The 14,064-nt window shown below is 69.0% G+C and carries 11 protein-coding genes and 2 pseudogenes; 4 read left to right on the plus strand and 9 right to left on the minus strand.

From position 1 onward, the window contains the following. Window positions 1–2 precede the first annotated feature (2 nt). The 4 genes and pseudogenes from FNH05_RS02415 to FNH05_RS02430 all read right to left on the minus strand — a co-directional run bounded on the left by FNH05_RS02415 (window position 3) and on the right by FNH05_RS02430 (window position 4,173). Entirely contained in the window at window positions 3–1,145 is a 1,143-nt protein-coding gene (locus FNH05_RS02415) for a DUF4034 domain-containing protein (RefSeq protein WP_246127456.1), read from the minus strand. A 15-nt stretch (window positions 1,146–1,160) separates the two neighbouring features. Continuing rightward, a complete protein-coding gene (locus FNH05_RS02420; protein WP_144585595.1) occupies window positions 1,161–2,666 on the minus strand; it encodes a M48 family metallopeptidase in 1,506 nt (501 codons plus the stop codon). A gap of 113 nt (window positions 2,667–2,779) precedes the next feature. Continuing rightward, window positions 2,780–3,236: pseudogene (locus FNH05_RS39965) on the minus strand (transposase); the annotation flags it as partial. A gap of 301 nt (window positions 3,237–3,537) precedes the next feature. After that, window positions 3,538–4,173: a TetR/AcrR family transcriptional regulator gene (locus FNH05_RS02430; RefSeq protein WP_144585596.1), complete on the minus strand. Its 636-nt coding sequence runs from the start codon at window positions 4,171–4,173 to the stop codon at window positions 3,538–3,540. Between the two features lie 258 nt (window positions 4,174–4,431). On the opposite strand from FNH05_RS02430, the gene FNH05_RS02435 reads away from it, so the two are divergent. Next, window positions 4,432–6,189, plus strand: a complete 1,758-nt coding sequence (locus FNH05_RS02435) for a CocE/NonD family hydrolase (protein WP_186382334.1) — start codon at window positions 4,432–4,434, stop codon at window positions 6,187–6,189. A 106-nt stretch (window positions 6,190–6,295) separates the two neighbouring features. Here the strand turns inward: FNH05_RS02435 and tgmB are convergent, their stop codons facing one another. The 4 genes and pseudogenes from tgmB to FNH05_RS02455 form a co-directional block, all read right to left on the minus strand. Continuing rightward, window positions 6,296–7,273, minus strand: coding sequence for an ATP-grasp ribosomal peptide maturase (tgmB, locus tag FNH05_RS02440; protein ID WP_144585600.1), 978 nt, complete (start codon window positions 7,271–7,273; stop codon window positions 6,296–6,298). Then, on the minus strand, window positions 7,273–7,578 hold the full coding sequence (gene tgmA, locus FNH05_RS02445; protein WP_222426488.1) for a putative ATP-grasp-modified RiPP: 306 nt from the start codon (window positions 7,576–7,578) through the stop codon (window positions 7,273–7,275). Before tgmA ends, tgmB begins: the two co-directional genes overlap by 1 nt. A gap of 417 nt (window positions 7,579–7,995) precedes the next feature. Beyond that, a pseudogene (locus FNH05_RS02450) lies at window positions 7,996–8,175 on the minus strand (mycothiol transferase); the annotation flags it as partial. A 27-nt stretch (window positions 8,176–8,202) separates the two neighbouring features. Next, a complete protein-coding gene (locus FNH05_RS02455) occupies window positions 8,203–8,691 on the minus strand; it encodes a PH domain-containing protein (protein ID WP_186382335.1) in 489 nt (162 codons plus the stop codon). 630 nt (window positions 8,692–9,321) lie between these two features. On the opposite strand from FNH05_RS02455, the gene FNH05_RS02460 reads away from it, so the two are divergent. The 3 genes from FNH05_RS02460 to FNH05_RS02470 all read left to right on the plus strand — a co-directional run bounded on the left by FNH05_RS02460 (window position 9,322) and on the right by FNH05_RS02470 (window position 12,151). Continuing rightward, window positions 9,322–9,690: a hypothetical protein gene (locus FNH05_RS02460; RefSeq protein ID WP_144585604.1), complete on the plus strand. Its 369-nt coding sequence runs from the start codon at window positions 9,322–9,324 to the stop codon at window positions 9,688–9,690. Between the two features lie 86 nt (window positions 9,691–9,776). Further along, on the plus strand, window positions 9,777–10,910 hold the full coding sequence (locus tag FNH05_RS02465) for a PLP-dependent cysteine synthase family protein (RefSeq protein WP_144585606.1): 1,134 nt from the start codon (window positions 9,777–9,779) through the stop codon (window positions 10,908–10,910). Continuing rightward, complete coding sequence (locus FNH05_RS02470; RefSeq protein WP_144585608.1) at window positions 10,907–12,151, plus strand: MFS transporter; 1,245 nt, start codon at window positions 10,907–10,909, stop codon at window positions 12,149–12,151. Before FNH05_RS02465 ends, FNH05_RS02470 begins: the two co-directional genes overlap by 4 nt. Window positions 12,152–12,380: 229 nt before the next feature. Here the strand turns inward: FNH05_RS02470 and FNH05_RS02475 are convergent, their stop codons facing one another. Beyond that, window positions 12,381–13,943, minus strand: a complete 1,563-nt coding sequence (locus tag FNH05_RS02475) for an FAD-dependent monooxygenase (RefSeq protein WP_144585629.1) — start codon at window positions 13,941–13,943, stop codon at window positions 12,381–12,383. Window positions 13,944–14,064: the final 121 nt, after the last annotated feature.

Below are 14,064 nucleotides of genomic sequence, written 5' to 3' on the forward strand. Positions count from 1 at the left end.
GGTCACGGGCGGGTGGCCCGGTAGCAGGCGAGGTAGCGAATCTTGCGGAACTCCTCCCGTGCGCCTTTCGTGCTGTAGCCCCACATGTGGGCGTCCGCGTGCACGCCGAGGTGCCGGAACTGGTCCACCGCCTCGTCGCCCCGGCCGAGTTCGACCAGTGTCCTGGCCGCGTAGGCCCGGGCGGTCCTGGTTCCCGGGTGGTCATGGCCCGCGCCGTCGAGCCAGGGCAGCAGCCGGTCCAGCGCGCGGACAACCCGCTCCTCCCGCCACACCGACTCCCCGGCACCGCCGAACGCCGCCTCGTGCGCGGCGATCAGCGGCAGCACGGCCAGCTTCGGGTGTTTCGGCGCGGCTTCCTCGGCGAAGGCCCACATCAGCTCGTGCGAGCCGAACCACTTCTTGCACCAGTACTGCAGGGCGGAGGTATGCGCCGTGTGGTTCAGCGGGTCGCGGGCGAGTACCTGCTCCCACACGTCGCGGAAGGCGTCGTTGTCGAACTGAAGGCCGCGAGCAACCGTCAACATCGTCACCCATGGCGTCGGGTCTGCGGGGGCCAGCTCGGCGGCGGCGAGGGCGGCAGGCTGGGCATCGCCGAGCACGCGGAAGAACCCGTCGAACTGCTCCCGGCTGACGTTCTCCGCCTGCAGGCCGCTGCGGATTTGCCAGGCCAGGCGGACGAGGCTCTCGGCGTGGACGGTCGCCGGATCCTGGTCGCCGGGCCGGGCCGCCTGCCAGGCGCGCAGACCCGAGTCGTCGTTCGCGGCGGCATCACCGAGCACGCCGACGACGTAGGCGCGGCGGTCCCAGTCGGTGCCGACCGCGGCGAGCAGCCGCGCGGCCGGCCGGCTGTCACCGGCCGCGAACGCGTCGCGGGCGTCGACGACCTCGGACTCGGGGACGTAGTGCGCGGAGGTGACCTCCTCGTCCGATGGCAGGCCGAAGAGCGCCACGTCCGGCATCTTGATCCGAGACTTCTCCAGCTGGCGCTTCTTCTTTTTCGTCGGTGGCAGGTAGTGCGCGATCTGTTCAGGCGTCAGCGTCCTGACGTAGTCCTCAATGCTCATCCCGCGCTCCTTGGCTGCCTTGGCCAGCGCGATAGCGCCGTTGCGGCGCTTGGAGTCGAAGAGTAATCCCAGAATTCCCATGACGAGTTCTCCTGCTCAGGAACGGACCGGAACGGGGTCGGTGGGCCGGTAGCCGGGGGCGATGCCGGCGTGCGCGAACAGGTCGCGAAGCGGCTTGGTGTCCGGCCGCCCGGCGGTGGCGGCGTCGAGTGCCGAGCCCAGCGCGTTGTGGTACGGCTCCTCCAGCACGAACTCCGCCGGGCCGGACCAGGACAGCAGCCAGCGCGCCACGCCGGCGTCGGCGAATGCCACCTCAGCCACAACGGATAGTCGTGTGCGGACGGACCCGGCAAGGAGCTCCCGCCGAGCACGTGGGCCGGCGCTTGGCGGCACCGTCAGGTCGGGGTCGGCCAATGGCTCGAACTGCGCGGCGTCGAGCAACGCCAGCGCCTCGCCCACGGTGCGGCCGCCAAGAATCTTCGCCGCGGTCTCGGCGACGTCGTGCCGGGAACCCAGATACACCAGGGTCTGCCAGTCCGTGCGCCGCTTCATGAGGGCCTGGTCGGACAGGCCGGTGAGCAGCGCCGCGTCGAGCGTCTCGACGGAGTGGCGCAGGATCTCGCTCGCCGGCCGCTCGCCGCCCGGTCGCGGGGGCGCGACGGGAGCGGACTCGAGGAGCCTGATCCGCTCGAGCGTCGCCGGGTGCGAGTCGTAGCGCGACGTCTTGCCGTCGCGCGGGTTGCGGCGCACCTCGTCGATCTCCATCGACCGTGTCGGGTCGGTCAGCAGCGCCAGGTAGCCTTCGGCGAGGCGCGCCGGCAGATACCCGGCCGCCCAGCCGATCGTGGCGTAGGTGTTCAGGAAGAACCGCCACGCGATGGCGAGTGCCTCGATCTCACGCAGGGCGCCGACGGCCGCGGCGGTGCCCCCGACGCGCGCGGCGGCCGCGTCCGCGGCGAGTTCCTGGGCGCGGCAGACGCGCATGGATACGGTGAAGTACACCTTGGCGTAGCCCTGGAACCCGCCGCGCAGGATCCTGGCGAACGTGTTCCCGTTCGCGAGGCCGGTCACCACGTGGCCGATGGCCTGGCGGCCCCGGTAGGTCGCGCCGGAGAACCGGGTGTCGCGGTTGCTGTAGTGCGCGAACTCGTGGCCGAGCACCGCGCACAACTGGTCCTGGCGCAGCCCCGCGAACAGTTGCGCACCGATGTACAGCCGGCGTCGGGACACGCGCAGGCCGAGCCAGCGGGTGCGCTCGTGTACGGCCGCGTTGACCTGGGGGAGGATCCGGATCTCGTCCGGTGGCCGGGTGCCGACGTCGCCGGCGATCTCACGGACGAGAGCCCACAGCTCGGGCTGAGCCTCGGGTGCCACCGCCAGGCCCGGATCCGCGTCGCCGCGGCTCTGTTCGATGGTGAGCAGCGCTTTGATCAGGACGACGAGGGCTGGGACGGCGACGATGCCGATCCGCAGCGCCGTCATCGGCCCTTCCCGCAGCGCGTACAGTTCGATGGCGACGATGGCGGCGATGACAAGCAAGACCAGTAAGGGGAATCCGGCGAGCAGCGCGACCGCTAGCCATGCACGGAACGAGTTGTTCATGGAACTAGTGAAACCTCCAGTGAGCGCCCGTGGGGGCCGAACGCACATCGTGCCGTATATCGGCGCGGAGCAAGATATCGATTGAGTCACACGCCATGCGCGTGTCGTGGCAACCAGGCGTCGTAGCGGCGGACTTGGTAGTGATCGAGGCCGGCTTCGGACTTGGCGGTCTGAAAAAAGTCCTCGATTGCCCACCGGGCCCCGGCCACCCGGATCAGATCTTCTTCGCTGGTTCCTGTTGGGGCGCAACACAAGTGGTAGGCGATCTCGTACGCCGTCGCCACAGCTATGGCGTTTCCAAGCGTCCTCGGGCGCGTGGGCCATGAGCACGTCGGCGCGGGACCCCTGCCACCGCGGGGATGGTCTGGCTACTGGGCACGGCCACGACGTAGCCGATGCGCCGCTGTTCCAGCCAGTGGCGGAATTTCGAGTCCCCGCCATAGGCTTCGTCCGCGGTGACTCGGTGGCGGGCACACCGGCGTCCAGTGCCCACACGCAAGCATCCGCGAGCGCAGGCTTGGTGGCGAACTCGACCTGCTCGGGCACCGCGGCTTCGAGGCAGCGTCGCCGATGTCGGCAAGGGTGCTTTCCGCCGCCCGCACCAGTGATTCCTCGCATTCCGCCCGCTCTTCGTCGGCCGTTCCCGCGCGGTTCGGCAGACCGGTCAGCCGCGCAGCGAGCGCCCCGGCCAGTGTGGTGTCCAAACGCGACCGCTGCCCGCGCAGTAGAGCGAGGTCTTCGGCGAAGAGGAACAACCGGCCGCAGGCCCGGCCGAACGCGCGAAGCGCGGCGACCCTGCGAGTAGGCGTTCCCTTCGTCGGCCGGGGTGGATCCCTGCTGCTTCCGGTTTTCGTCCGTGATGGGCCGCCCTTCAGGACGGCGGAAACAGGAGTCCCGTGATCATGTCCTGGAAGAGCGCGGCGATCTCGTCGTCGGAGATCACACCGGGATCGGTGAGGATCATCCGGCCGAAATGCTCGGCGGAGGCGAGCACCATGTGCGCGATCCAGCCGCGCCGTTCGGCCGTCTTGGCGTCGATTTCGTGCCCGCCGCCCATAAACCGGGTCATGGCGCCGCGAATCACCTGGCGGCCCTGCTCGATCCGGTCGAGTACCTCCGTCGGCGTCTGCGGGCCGGCAAGCAGGACGGGCGCCCAGATCCGGGGGTTCTCGCGTACCGCCTGTGCCCATCCGCGGGCGATGCCGGCGATGATCTGCGGTGAGTTCAGGCGCCCGGGGTCTGCCGGGAAGGCCGCCAGGATCTGTGTGAGGGCCTCGGCCTGGGTGTGGTCGATGAGCGCGGTCAGGAGGTCGGCGAGGTTGGCGTACACGCCGTAGACGACGGGCTTGGTGACCCCGGCCTCGGCGGCGATCGCCTCGATGGTGAGGCCGGCGTAGCCGTCACGTCCAATCAGCGCGAGAGTCGCGTCGAGCAGTTGCTGCCGACGTTGCTCGACGGGCATCCGGGCCGCGTACGCCCGCCTCTGCCGTCCCTTCGCTTGTGTCACGGGGAACAGCGTAGCCGGACCACTTGACAATTACTACGTCTCCGTAGCAATTTACTACGTGGCGGTAGTAAATGGGTTCGCCGCCGCGGCTCGAGCTCGTTCCCGGCACGCACGCGCATTGGAGGCACTGAGGCCATGAAGCCGAAAGCATGGCGGTTCTCTCTCCCTGTCATCACTCTTGCGCTGAGCACGGTGGTGCCGGTCCCGGGATCCGCCGCCCCCGCACAGGCCGCGTCCCCGCCCGCAGCCCCTACGACGATGGGGAAGCCGAGGCCCGAGCAGTGGCACAGGACGGTGACCGTCAAGGATCTGGCGATCCCGATGAGCGACGGGACCATCCTGCGCGGCGACCTCACGCTCCCGGCGACCGCGGACGGCAAGGTGGTGAAGCAGAAGCTGCCGGTGCTGGTGACGATCACGCCGTACAACAAGTCGCTGCCGATCGGCACCAATGGCGGCGCGCTCCTGGGCACCGATGTGCCCGCCGACTACTTCGTCGACAGGGGCTACGCGGAACTCTGGGTCGATGCGCGGGGCACGGGCAGCTCCGAGGGCCGGTGGTCCGCCTTCAGCGAGCGGGAGCGCAAGGACGCCGGCGAGGTCGTGGCCTGGGCGCACAGCCAGTCGTGGAGCAACGGCGACGTGGGCATGCAGGGTGGTTCCTACCTCGGCATCGAGCAGTTGTTCGCCGCCGAGCAGCAGCCGCCGGGGCTGAAGGCGATCTTCCCGGTGGTGCCGAGTGCCGACCCTTACCGCGACGTCGCCGCCGCGGGCGGGGAGTTGGACGTTGGTTTCCTGCCCCAGTGGTTCCTGCTCGTCTCCGCGACCGGCGCGATCCCGCCCGCGTTCAGCCTCAGGGAGCCGAGGTCGGCATTGACGATGGCCGTCGACCACCTCGCGGCCGGCGTCGGCGGCACCCTGCCGGAGGTCCTTTCGGCAGCGTTGGGCGGTGATGTGGCGTACGACGGTCCCTATTGGGCGGAGCGCAAGCCGATCACGCACATCGACAAGGTGAACGTGCCGACGTTCGTCGTCGGCGGCGAGTACGACATCTTCCAGCGCGGCGAGCCCCTGCTGTTCGAGGGGATCCAGCGCACCGGGACACCGGTGAAGTTCGTCGACGGACCGTGGGACCACCTCCTGGCCGGGTCGGGCAAGGAACTCGGCGGCGCAGGCTACGGGTCGCTGGCCGAGCTCGAACTGCGCTGGTTCGACCACTGGATCAAGGGGATGGACACCGGCCTGGACCAGATCGCGCCGGTGACCTACTACGAGCAGGGCACCGGCCGATGGGTGCGGACGGACAAGTGGATCGCGAGCGACCTGTCCGCGCGGTCCTTCCAGCTCTCCGGCTCCTCGACCACCGCGGTCAAGCCCGGTGGCCTGAGCGCGGGCACCGCGGCCCCGGGGAGGTCGATTCTTCAGCCGCTGCCGGTCAGCGGCCTGTGCACGCGCTCGACCGACCAGTGGACCGGCGGCCTGCCGTCTGTGGTGCTCAAGGATTTGCCCTGCTGGAACGACAATCGGCTGAACGACGCCGGCGGGCTCACCTTCGACTCCGCACCCGCCACCGGGACGCTGCGGTTCCAGGGGCCGATCAACGCACACCTGTACGTCTCGACCACCTCCGGCGACGGCGTGCTGTCCTTGGCGGTCGAGGACGTCGCGCCCGACGGCACCGTTCACCGGATCACCGGTGGCTGGCAGAGCATTTCTCAGCGGGCACTGGACAAGGCGAAGTCGCGGTACCTGGACGGGAAGCTGATCCAGCCCTGGCACCCGTTCCTGGAATCGACAAAGGAGGACCTGGCGCCGGGCGCGATCGCACCGGTGGACGTGGAGATCTTCCCGACAGGTGCGGCCATCCAGCCCGGTCACCGGCTGCGTCTGGCCGTCGAGGCCTTCGACATACCTCACCTGTCCCCGCAGCCGGACGTCGCCTTCAAGACGCTCGGGCCGATGACGATCTACACGGGCGGCGACTACCCGTCGTCGGTGACGATGCCCGTGCGCTGAGCCGCGGCGGCCCAGCGAGCGGTCAGCGCTCACGAGCGTCGCGGCATACCCTACTCAGATCGTCTTACCCTCGAGCTGGCCCGGTGGCCCCGTCGAGTGGGGGCAGCTAACACCTGGGACCAACCGCCTTTCCGTGAGCAAGCAGTTCGGCGAACGCTGTGGCCATCGGCAATCCGGTTTCCGTCTCCAGCCAGCCCCATTGCCCGTTCGGGTTCAGCTCCAGCCAATGCGGTTCGCCGTTCTTGTCGAGCGCAAGGTCGAAGGAACCGGAAACGAGGCCGAAGTGACCGAGATAGTCCCGCAAGGTCTCGCTGAGGCGGTCCGGCAGGTTCACCACGTGGTAGGAGAGCGCCGAGTAGTCCTTGCGCCAGTCCAGGAGGCCGGACTCGATCCGCACCGCGAAGACCTGCTCTCCCACGATCAGCACCCTGAGGTCAGCGGTTTTGTCCACCCGGGCCTGGAACAGGTGCGGTGCTGCGCCGACGGTCTCGTCCAGGTCGTCGACTGTCACCGGCTCGGCCCACGTCGTCATCCTGACTCCGTCCCGTTCGTAGGGGGTCCAGCGAAGCGTCTTGAAGATCACCTCTCGGTGGGCGGTGATGAACTCCCTCGCCTCGTCCAGGTCGTTGGTCACCAAAGTCGGGGGCACGCGGAGTCCGAGACGTGCCGCCGCGGCGAGTTGAGCCACCTTGTAGTCGGCGGCGGCGATGCGCAAGGGATGGTTCACCCACAGCGGGCCGTCAAGGGCATACAGCGTGCCGCCCAAGCCGTGGCGCACCTGTGCCGCTGCGAACCGTGCATCGGCGTCGTCGAGGTGCGTGAACTCGGGCCAGCGAGGGCGGCGCCAGTACACCGAGCGCACCGCACCGAGTTCGGAGGTTCTGGACGGGGTGCGCAGGTGCCCGGTCACGCGGGGCGGGAGGTCGCCGAACCGGGCCGTAACCCTCAGGCCGTTGCCGATGTCGACGGGGTCGAACCTGGTCACCGGGCAGCCGATCCGGTTGAGTTCGGAGATCACCATGTCTACGGTGACGTCGGCTGCCTCGGTGGCCACCAGTACCGATCGCTCCTGCGCCCCGGGCATCAGTCGGAATACTCGTCCGAATTGAGATCACTGTTGGAATCGCTGTCGCCGGAGTCGTCGCTGTCGCTGGAATCGACCATGCCGGTGGACGTGTACGCGGACGTGGACGTGTATGTGGACTCACTCGTGCTCTGCCGGGTACGGTCCATGTTCACCATCCGCCCCGACTCGTCGCGGAACACGCCGAGTTGTGTGGCCGGGTCGATGCCCACCGCGGTGAACGGCACCTTCACCGTGAGCGGGTACGGACCCATTCTGGTGACTCCCCACGGACGGCCGGGCATTCCGGTAACTCCGTTGTCCATCTCGTCTTGCTCCTTGTCAGTGAGCATGAGTGGTGCAACTTAGATGATGGCCCAGAAGTTCTCGGGCCGAAAGAGCGCCAGTAGGCCGCGGAAGAGCTCGCCGATTTGCCGAAGACGTCGACCGGCGCGACCGCTCGTTGCCGGCCACGGGACCCGTGCTCGTGGTCGAGGATGTGGCAGTGGTACACGCTGCGGCCGGGGAAGTCGCCGGGGATGCCGCTACGGGGATGCACCGTCGCGAAAAACCTTGGCAGCACACGGTGGTTGGTTTGGTCACAGGGCGGGGGGCGTGATGGTGATGATGGGCCCGCCGTCGGGGTGGTTGTCGGCGGTTACTCGCGGCGGCTGTGGCTGGCGACTGTGCTGCCCGGGGTTCTGCCTGCCGGCTGTCGACAGCGACTACGACCCTGCTGCCGATCATGGCGCCGTGGTGACCGAGGCGGGAAGCTTGATCCGCTCGTGGACGATGTCGCCGTGGCCGGCGTGACGCGCGACGTCCTCGATCGCGAGCAGGTAGATAAACCGCAGGCTGACGTCACCATCTGGTCGAGACCACCGCCGCCGGGCCACAGGGGGCTCTCGGTCAGGTGAACTCCTGGCCGAGAGCCTGGAAGCGCTTGGTCCTCAGGCGCCTTGCCGGTGGCGGAGGCGGCGGCGCACCTCTGTTAACTGGGCATCGAAGTCGCCGTCCCGCTTCGGCCGCGAGTACCGGTCCGGGGTCGGGCCCTCACAGTAGAAGCCGGGCAGTCGCCGGACCCGGCCGTTGGCAAGATGGGCTTCCACGGTCCACCAGCCGCCACGGCGCCCTTGGTGGAATCGGTCCTTGATCTCGGCGACCTCGTCCCAGGCGATGAACCCCCTGGTGAACGCGCCCCGCAAGCGGAGCCCTGCCGGTCCGATGCGGGTGTTCCCGGCGGCCAGGAGTGTTATGAACAGCGCGGCGGGCAGCCAGACCGCCAGGAAGACGGCGGTGAGGATCAGGGTTTGCGCCAACGTGCCGTGGCGCAGCGCCGATACCGCGGCGGCGATCCACAGACCGCCCCACACGACGGTGAACCCGCCGAACGACCAACGGATCCGCCGCCTGGAGGGGCCCCCGAGTCGAATCGTCATTTCCTCCACACCGAGCATAATAGGCAACTCGGCGAGCGTATCGTGGCCGTTTCCGGAACTCGGAGCGCTCAGCCACCTCGACTCACGACCGATCTCGGCACGGTTTTACTCATGCCCGAAATGTGAGGCCATCTCCTCGTTCCACGCTTTTTCCAAGACATTCTCGATGGCAGCTTCAACAACCCGTCCGGGCCGGTCAGATCCAGACCCTTCTCCCTGGCCAAAGCCACCATCTCCACGGCACCGCCAGCCGGTTTTCGCCGGGGAGGATTCGGCCTTGGTGGAGTAGTTGTCGCTGCCGGGTTGGTAGGACCTCTTAGAGAACGCACAAAGCCACGCCGCTGGGGTGATTGGTTTTGTCACGGGCGGGGGAGGGTGATGGTGATGACGGCGCCGCCGTCAGAAAGCCCTTGCCATCCAAGGAAATCACCACCCTGACCGTGCCTGAACCACCATCCTCGCCGTACTGGGCGGGGCTGCCCTGATCGGTATGGGTGCGGCGAGCCTGCCCGACTTCCGCGCCGCTCGCCCACGCCCCCGTCAGGACGGTCACACCTTGGAGCGACGGACCGACCGGTGCCTCTCGGCCCGTTTCCGGGTTCTGCTAGGTTCGCCACTGTGCGTGTCCGTTTGGCTACCTACAGTCGGCTGACCATCGTCCTGATGGTGTGGGGGCTGCTGATCGGCGCCATCCTTCACCCGGAGGCCGGGTGGGGGAGCGTCGCTCCCGCCGACCACGCCATCCTGCTGAACGCGAGCACTTCCTCCGGCGGACACCCCTCGCCAGAGGGTGATCACGACGTTCATCTGAACCATCCCCAGGCTGCCTCCGTCCCGGCCCGGTCCGGCGGCGACGCCGCACAGGTTGCCGTCGAACCCGTCCCGCCCTCCGTGTCTCCTGTCCTGGTGCCGTCGCCGGTAGCAGCGGCCGTACCGGTGCGCCCGCAGGACCGGTCCGGGCGACAACGTCTTCTCGATCTCGACGTCTGGCGCATCTGATCGTGCGCTCCAACGCCGCTGCCGAGGCCTGTTCTCGAAGGCGGCGTAGCCGGTCGTGCCCGCACTCACCGAGAGACCGAAGGTCGATGAACGTCCTACCCCAGCAACACACGCTGCCTGTCCCCGCTCAGTTGACCAGCTCCGGCCCGTACTGCCACTCGCTTGCCCGCGCCGTGGGCAACACGCCCGTACTGTGGATCGAGGATCCCGTCGGCGCCCGGGGCCGTGGATTCTGGGCCAAACTCGAAGGGTTCAATCCAGGCGGCATGAAGGACCGCCCCGCCCTGCACATGATCGCCGAAGCCCGGGACCGCGGCGAGCTCGCCACCGGCGCGCCGATCGTCGAGTCCACCAGCGGCACTCTGGGCCTGGGGCTCGCACTGGCGGCCAGTGTCCACGGCCACCCCGTCACCCTGGTCACCGACCCGGGCATGGAGCCGATCGTGCGGCGCATGCTCACCGCCTACGGCGCCCGCGTCGACCTCGTGCACGAGCCGCATCCGGCGGGCGGCTGGCAGCAGGCCCGCCGGGACCGCGTCCAGCAGTTGCTTGCCGAACAGCCGGGCGCGTGGTGCCCCGACCAGTACAACAACCCGGACAACGTCGCCGCCTACGCCACACTCGCCGATGAGCTGGCCGCCCAGCTCGGGCGGATCGACATCCTGGTCTGCTCCGTCGGCACCGGTGGCCATTCCGCCGGGACGTTCCGTGCGCTGCAACGCCATTTCCCGCACGTGAAGCTGATCGGCGTGGACACGATCGGCTCGGCCATCTTCGGGCAGCCCGCTACCACTCGCCTGATGCGCGGCCTCGGCTCCAGCATCCATCCCCGCAACGTCGATTACGACGCCTTCGACGAAGTGCACTGGGTCGCCCCGCACGAGGCGGTGTGGACCTGCCGCCGCCTCGCCGCCACACACCACGCCACCGGGGGCTGGAGCGTGGGGGCGGTTGCGCTGGTCGCGGGCTGGGTGGCACGGACGCATGATCCGGATGTCCGCATCGCCGCGGTGTTCCCCGACGGGCCGCACCGCTACTTCGACACCGTCTACAACGACGACTACTGTGCTCGCCACGGCCTGCTGAACACACCGCCACCACGCGAACCGCAGACCATCGCCCACCCCGGCGAACACGTCGCCACCCGGTGGACTCGGTGCCGCGCGGTCTTCGATCCCGCCTCGCCGAGCGCTTCCCCGGTCCAGGGGGCCGGCCGATGAAGCACCTGGCCCGCCAGTTCGGCTCGTTCGGACGCCCCACCCGGCTGTTGATGGTCAACCAGTTCACCATCAACCTCGGCTTCTACATGCTCATGCCCTACCTCGCCACCTACCTCTCGGGACCGCTCGGACTGGCGGGCTGGGGGGTCGGGCTCGTGCTCGGCGTGCGGAACTTCTCCCAGCAGGGCATGTTCCTTCTCGGCGGCACACTTGCAGATCGTTTCGGATACAAGCCGCTGATCGTCGCGGGCTGCCTGTTGCGTACCGCCGGATTCGCCCTCCTCGGCGTGGTCGGCTCGCTGCCCGCGCTCATCGCCGCCTCCGCGGCCACGGGCTTTGCCGGTGCCCTGTTCAACCCCGCCGTCCGCGCCTACCTCGCCGAGGACTCCGGGCCGCGGCGGCTGGAGGCGTTCGCCGTGTTCAACGTGTTCTACCAGGGCGGAATCCTCGCCGGCCCGCTCGTCGGACTGGCGCTGACCGCTGTCGATTTCCGCCTCACCTGTCTGGTGGCTGCCGCGGTGTTCGCCTTCCTCACGGTCGTTCAGCTGCGGGCACTTCCCCCGAAGACGACAGTGGGCGCCGGAGGGCGAAGCTCCGTGCTCCGCGAATGGCGGACCGTGGCCGCCAACCGCACGTTCCTGCTGTTCGCCCTGGTGATGACCGGCTCCTACGTGCTGTCGTTCCAGACCTACCTCGCGCTGCCGATGGAAGCGCGCCGCGTCGCGGGCTCAGCCACCGCCGGGGATGCCCTGGTGGCCGGGCTGTTCGCCGTTTCCGGAGTGCTCGCCATCGCCGGACAGCTGAAGATCACGGGCTGGTTCAAGGCGCGGTTCTCACCCGGCACCTGTCTGGTCATCGGTTTGTCCCTGATGGCGCTGGGTTTCGTGGCACCAATGACCACGGCGCGCGCCGGTTCGGTCCCGGCTGTGGTGGCCCTCGTGGCCGCGGCCGGATTGCTGGCGCTGGGCATGGTCGCGGTCTTCCCGTTCGAAATGGACACCGTCGTCCGCCTGTCGGGCGAGCGGCTGGTGGCCACGCACTACGGCTTCTACAACACCGTTGTCGGCGTGGGCATCCTGTTGGGAAACCTCGGCACCGGCACCGTGTTCGACCTGGCGCGCGCGGCGGGCTGGCCCGAGATCCCCTGGCTGGGGTTGGCCCTGCTCGGCGGCGTCTGCGCGTGGGGGCTGCGCCGCCTCGATCGAGGCCGGCGGCTGACGGCCGAACCCGCACCGGCGTGAACGGGCGGCGGGGCGGTGCTGGTCCTGGTCTCCTGGCAGCCGTAGCCGAAGGCACCGTCGCGACCGGTCGAGTGTCCACTGTGGTCAGTGTGGCGGGAAGGTCCGGGCACACTTCCCGCACCCGGTCACACAGGCTGATCACCAGGTGAAACCGGCGTCGACGGACGGTGTGGCGGCTGCCAACACGAACGGCGGCGACTGTGATGCGCCGCCGGTGGTGTTCGGTCGGTCAGGAGGGCCGGTCGATGAGGGGCACCGCTGTTTTCCGAGGTGTGCCGAACCAGCGGGAAAGCGCTTTTCGCAGCGCGGGTGCGGCAGTGTCGGCGGGTTCGCCGGTGGTCGCGGCCCAGGCTATGTGGGCGTCCGGGCGGATCAGGAGTGCGTCGGCTGGTCGATGATCGGTTTCGGCGATGTGGACGTCGATGCGATGCTGCCAGTGGCGGGCGGTCTCGCGGAGGTCCGGGCGACTGGCGAGGTCGAGGAGGATGGGCCGCGCGGGGCGCATGAGTTCCGCGACGCTGGTGGTGCCCTGGTCGGTGCGCAGGGTGAGGTCGGGTGCGAAGACGCCGGTCAGGGCGTGCTGGTTGGGGTTGGGTAACGGGTAGCGGATGTCGGTGCCTGCGATCAGGGCTCCCATGCGGCGCAATGGCTGCTCGTCGGCGAGCAGTTCCAGGAAGAGTTCCCGGAGCGCTTCGGCGGCTGGGTCATGCCCGCGCCGCAGTGCCACCTGAGCTTGAGTCTGGACCATCGCACGCTCGCCTGCGAAGTGGCGTTCGTTGTGATAAGTGTCGAGCAGGCCGGTCGGCGCCCAGCCGTGGACGGCTGCGGCCAGCTTCCAGGCGAGGTTGACGGCGTCGAGCATGCCGACGTTGATGCCGATGCCCGTGGCGGGAAACTGGTGAGCCGCGTCGCCGGCCAGCAGGATCCGCCCAGCGCGGTACCGCTGCGCCTGCCGAGCCTGAAACTGGTAGCGCGACAGCCGAATCGGTTCTCCCAAGGGGAGATTCACGCCGAGCACGCGGCGGATGCTGTCCTGCAGCTCGGTCAGGCTCATCGGCGCGTCATCATCGACGTCGGCGGGCCCGTCTTCGGTTGTTTGAATGAGCAGAACCCCGGAGGTGAGCCGTCCGAGCGCGAACACACCGCGGTCTGTCCGGGTGAAACCCCCACGGATCCTACCCAGCCCGGGGACGTCGAGATCGCCGTCGCCGAGCACGGTCACCGAGTCGGGCAAGGTGACCTGGCCCAGCCGGTTGACCTCGGGATAGGTGGTGCCAGGGAACGGGATGCCGGCCATGTCGCGGACCCGGCTGCGCCCGCCGTCGCACCCCACCAGGTATCGGGCGGTCATCTGGTAACGCCCGTCCGGACCGCGCACATCAGCGGTCACCGTGGTGTCGTCCTGGTTCACCCCGAGCACCTCCTGTCCGCGGCGGATGTCGGCGCCGAGCTCGCCGGCGCGTTCGTCGAGCAGGCGTTCCAGCAGCGGTTGCGCGAGCCCCAGCGCCCGCAACGGCGGGTCTGCCAGGTGTGTGAGGTCCACATGTACACCCCCGAACGGGAACCCGGGAGCCGGGTGGCTGCGGCCGGTGCCGGCCGCCTCCAACCGGTTCAGCAGGCCCCGGTAGCGCAGCAGTTCCAGGATCTGCCCGGAAAAGCCGTTGGCCTTCGGGGTCTCTCGCAGCCGCGGCCGCCGCTCCAGCACCAGCGGCCGCGCTCCTGCTAGACGTAGTTCACCGGCCAGCATCAGGCCGGTCGGACCGGCACCCACGACGATCACGTCGACGTCCATCACCGGCCGCTCCTCACGTGGTCTTCCGCCTCGTTCCCGGTCGACCCGGCCGGCGATGACAACACACGCACTTCGCTGATCCCATTTCCGCAGTTCCTGGACACGACCGAGGATTCTCCGG

Source organism: Amycolatopsis rhizosphaerae (genome assembly GCF_007713715.1).
GTDB classification, from domain to species: domain Bacteria; phylum Actinomycetota; class Actinomycetes; order Mycobacteriales; family Pseudonocardiaceae; genus Amycolatopsis_E; species Amycolatopsis_E rhizosphaerae.

Excerpts from the sequence above, each read along its gene's own strand:
- FNH05_RS02465 (WP_144585606.1), top strand. The coding sequence starts at position 9,777 with ATGAACGTCCTACCCCAGCAACACACGCTGCCTGTCCCCGCTCAGTTG.
- tgmB (WP_144585600.1), bottom strand. The coding sequence starts at position 7,273 with ATGCCCGGGGCGCAGGAGCGATCGGTACTGGTGGCCACCGAGGCAGCC.
- FNH05_RS02420 (WP_144585595.1), bottom strand. The coding sequence starts at position 2,666 with ATGAACAACTCGTTCCGTGCATGGCTAGCGGTCGCGCTGCTCGCCGGA.
- FNH05_RS02415 (WP_246127456.1), bottom strand. The coding sequence starts at position 1,145 with ATGGGAATTCTGGGATTACTCTTCGACTCCAAGCGCCGCAACGGCGCT.
- tgmA (WP_222426488.1), bottom strand. The coding sequence starts at position 7,578 with ATGGACAACGGAGTTACCGGAATGCCCGGCCGTCCGTGGGGAGTCACC.
- FNH05_RS02435 (WP_186382334.1), top strand. The coding sequence starts at position 4,432 with ATGGGGAAGCCGAGGCCCGAGCAGTGGCACAGGACGGTGACCGTCAAG.
- FNH05_RS02470 (WP_144585608.1), top strand. The coding sequence starts at position 10,907 with ATGAAGCACCTGGCCCGCCAGTTCGGCTCGTTCGGACGCCCCACCCGG.
- FNH05_RS02475 (WP_144585629.1), bottom strand. The coding sequence starts at position 13,943 with ATGGACGTCGACGTGATCGTCGTGGGTGCCGGTCCGACCGGCCTGATG.
- FNH05_RS02455 (WP_186382335.1), bottom strand. The coding sequence starts at position 8,691 with ATGACGATTCGACTCGGGGGCCCCTCCAGGCGGCGGATCCGTTGGTCG.